Annotated in this window: 2 protein-coding genes and 1 pseudogene; all 3 read left to right on the forward strand. The window is 75.4% G+C overall.

Features of this window, described 5'->3' with window-relative positions; all coding sequences use genetic code 11:
• Positions 1-371: 371 nt before the first annotated feature.
• Positions 372-566: pseudogene (locus AOK18_RS35335) on the forward strand (hypothetical protein); the annotation flags it as partial.
• Entirely contained in the window at positions 536-1,960 is a 1,425-nt protein-coding gene (locus AOK18_RS10240) for a hypothetical protein (RefSeq protein WP_206281520.1), read from the forward strand. The pseudogene AOK18_RS35335 and the gene AOK18_RS10240, both read left to right, overlap by 31 nt.
• Positions 1,957-3,426: a vWA domain-containing protein gene (locus AOK18_RS10245; RefSeq protein ID WP_240503125.1), complete on the forward strand. Its 1,470-nt coding sequence runs from the start codon at positions 1,957-1,959 to the stop codon at positions 3,424-3,426. The genes AOK18_RS10240 and AOK18_RS10245 overlap by 4 nt, the downstream gene beginning before the upstream one ends.
• The last annotated feature ends 43 nt before the right edge of the window (positions 3,427-3,469 follow it).

The following is a 3,469-nucleotide window of genomic DNA, read 5'->3' on the forward strand; positions in this document are numbered from 1 at the left end:
CGCGGACATGGGCGGGCGATGCGCCGACGGGTGCGCGGGCCCGTGCGCCGACGGGGGCCCGGGCGCCCGCGCGAGGCCCGCTCCCCGGTGGCCGCACCCGGGGTTCCGTCCCGTGCCACCTCGTTGTCAGTGGCCGGGGATAGCTTCCCTCGTGTCGCGCCGCAGTGGCGTGGACGTCCCCTTTCGCATGCATGGGAGATGGTGCGTTGTCCGTCTGGGAGAAGTCGAGCACGGCACGGGTGGTGCCGCCCGCACGGCCGCGGAAGCTGTCCAAGGTCCCGTTCGTCGAACTGGCGGACGGCCGGCTGCAGGGGGTGGTCTCCAGCGGGTCGGACATCGGGCGCGTCTACGTGTCGTCCGTCGCCGCCGNNGCGGCGGACGGCGAGCTCGACGGGGACTCCCTCACCCACGCCATGCGGAGCACGAGGCCCCCGCAGGGCGACGGTTCGGCCGCGGCGTCCGTGTTCAGCCGGTTCCTCCGGCACCTGGCGTACCTGGAGCTCGCTCCGGACACCGCACCGCTGCCCGAGATGCAGTGGTTCCCGACGACGCGGGCGGTGGCCTGATGCGTGCCGACCTGCTGTTCGACCCCGTCGACGGGCTCGACGAGGCCCTCGCGGCCGTGGACGCCTTCGACGCGGCGCTCGTCGCCGGCCTGCTCCGGCCGCAGCCCGGCCAGGCCGCCGGTGTGGTGGAGCTGGCCGACGCCGTCGCCGGGACCCCGCTCGCCGCGCGCGTCGCCGAGGCGGCCGACAAGACGGTGGCCGGGGCCGCGGGTGAGGACCACTTCGTCGCGCTCGCCGCCGCCCGGGCCGCCCTGCTCGGTTCGGCGCACGACGCGCTGACCGCCCGAGTGGCGGAGGCCCTCGGCCGGCCTCCCGCCGAGGAGGCCGCCCCGGGCGGGACCGGCGGCGCGGACCCCGCCGCGAACCTCCTGTCCGCCGCCCGCAGTTGGCTGAGCGACCTCGCGCGCGCCGGCTGGCAGGGCATCGACCACGAACTGGTCGGCGGCGCCGCCCCCGTCGTCTCCGCGATGCTGCCCGAACCGGCGCTGCGCCGGCAGGCCACGCTGCTGGACGGATTCGCCGCCGAACTCGCCGCCTCCTGCCCGGGAGCCACCCTGGAGCGCGTCCCGGTGCGCCGGTGGGCGGACCTCTGGTCCCGGGCCCTGCTCCTGACGCTTCCGGGGGCGGCCGCTGCTCCCGCGGCGGGCACCGCCACCGGCCGCCTGCTGCCGCTCGGCATCGACGTGCAGGAACACGCGACCGCCGTACAGGCCCAGGTCCACGCGGTGTTCGAGCCCGCCGACGGCGGCGCGCCCCAACTGGTGCGGGCCTCCGCGTCCGCCCCGAAGCCCGACACCGTCGTCGGGGCGGGCCTGTGGCAGCTGCTGCGCCCGCACCTGTCCCTGCTGACCGCGGTGAGCGAGGGCCGCGCGATGGACCTGGACGCGATGCCCGTCACCGCCGGGGGCGACCTGCTCTGGGACGACGCGCTCGCCCGCGCGGGCGAGCCGGCCGACCCCTTCGTCACCGCGCGCGTGGTGCTGCCGGCGGCCATCGCCGCGGCGACCGCACCGCTGGACCGGCATCCGGCCCGGATCGCCGTCCCCGTCCTGCTGGAGGGGTACGAGGCGGAACAGGGCGACGACGGGGTCGCGTTCCGGATCGCCGGGCACCGCCTGCCCGTCGACACCGAGCGGATACCGGCCGCCGGACCGCTCACCGCCGAGGCCGTCGCCGCGTCCGGCGCGTGCCTCGCGCTGCTCCGGTGGGACGCGGGGGAGTTCCACGTCCAGCCGCTGGCCGTGGAGCGGACCGTGCGGAAGAAGGCCGTCGCCGTGCACGCCGGAGCGTGGGCCGGGGGCACCGCCGACAAGGCCGGCGTCCGCGCGGAGAAGGCCGCCACCGGCGCCGTCGACGCGCTCCGCGAGCGGGCCGGAAGGCTGTTGCGGAAATGACCGACCCCACCGCACGGGCCACCGCGCCCGGCCCCGCACGGCCCGCCGCGCCCTCCGCGCCCGCCGGGCCGGCCGTACCCGCCGTGCCCGACCCGGACGACAACCGCCGCCAGGTGCTCTACTGGCGGCTGCTGGCCCGGCTGTTCGACCCGGAGGAGCAGGCCTCGCTGGAGTCGGCGAGCCTCGCCGTGGTCGAGGACATCGGGCTGCCGCCCGCCCTGCTCGACCCGGGCGCCTCCGTCGACTCCGTGGTGCAGCGGCACCCGGAGCTGGCCGCCGAGTTCGACGGGCTGATGACCCCCGAACCGGAGGAGGACGACGCCCGCGACCGGGCCGCCGAGGTGCGGCGCGCGGCCCTCGTCTCCAAGGTCCTGCTGAACGTCTTCTCCACCGGCTCCGGCGCCGTCACCGCCGAGCAGCTGGCCCGCTGGCAGTCCGACGCGGGCTGGCTGGAGCGGGCGCTCGGCTGCCGGCCCGGCGACCTGCGGGGCGGTCGCGCCGGGGCGGGCGGTCCGGGAGTCAGCCCCACCGGTACCGGCGGTGGCGGGCGCACGCCCGACCTCGGCCGGCTGATCCCCGCCATCGGCCCGGAACTCGGCTCCCTCGAGGCCTCCCTGGTCAAGCGGATGCGGCTGCGCGAGGTGCTGGCCGACCCGCGGCTGGCCGCGCGGCTGACCCCGAGCATGTCGCTGATCGAGCAGTTGCTGCGGGACAAGGACAACCTCTCCGGCGTGGCTCTGGCGAACGCCAAGTCGCTGATCCGCCGTTACGTGGACGAGGTCTCCCAGGTCCTGCGCACCCAGGTGGAGAAGGCCACGGTCGGCGACATCGACCGGTCCGTCCCGCCGAAGCGGGTCTTCCGCAACCTCGACATCGACCGCACCATCTGGAAGAACCTCACCAACTGGAGCCCGGAGGAGGAGCGGCTCTACGTCGACCGCCTCTACTACCGGCACACCAGCCGCAGGACGACGCCGCAGCGGCTGATCGTCGTCGTGGACCAGTCGGGCTCCATGGTCGACTCGATGGTCAACTGCACCATCCTGGCCTCCATCTTCGCCGGGCTGCCGAAGGTGGACGTCCACCTGATCGCCTACGACACCCAGGCGCTGGACCTCACGCCCTGGGCGCACGACCCGTTCGAGACCCTGCTGCGCACCAAGCTCGGCGGCGGCACGGACGGCACCGTGGCCATGGCGCTCGCCCAGCCGAAGATCGCCGAGCCGCGCAACACCGTGGTGGTGTGGATCTCCGACTTCTACGAATGGCGCGCCGACGAGCTGTTCGAGAGCATGTCCGCCGTCCACCGGTCGGGCGCGAAGTTCATCCCGGTGGGTTCGGTGACCAGCGCCGGGCGCGGCAGCGTCAACCCGTGGTTCCGGGAGCGCTTCAAGGACCTCGGCACGCCGGTGATCTCCGGCCACATCAAGAAGCTCGTGCACGAGCTCAAGACGTTCCTCACCTGATCCGCCCGTTCCCCGGGTCCGTTTCCCCGGCCCCCTCCACACC

It is taken from the genome of Streptomyces prasinopilosus (genome assembly GCF_001419695.1).
Taxonomy (GTDB): Bacteria; Actinomycetota; Actinomycetes; order Streptomycetales; family Streptomycetaceae; genus Streptomyces; species Streptomyces prasinopilosus.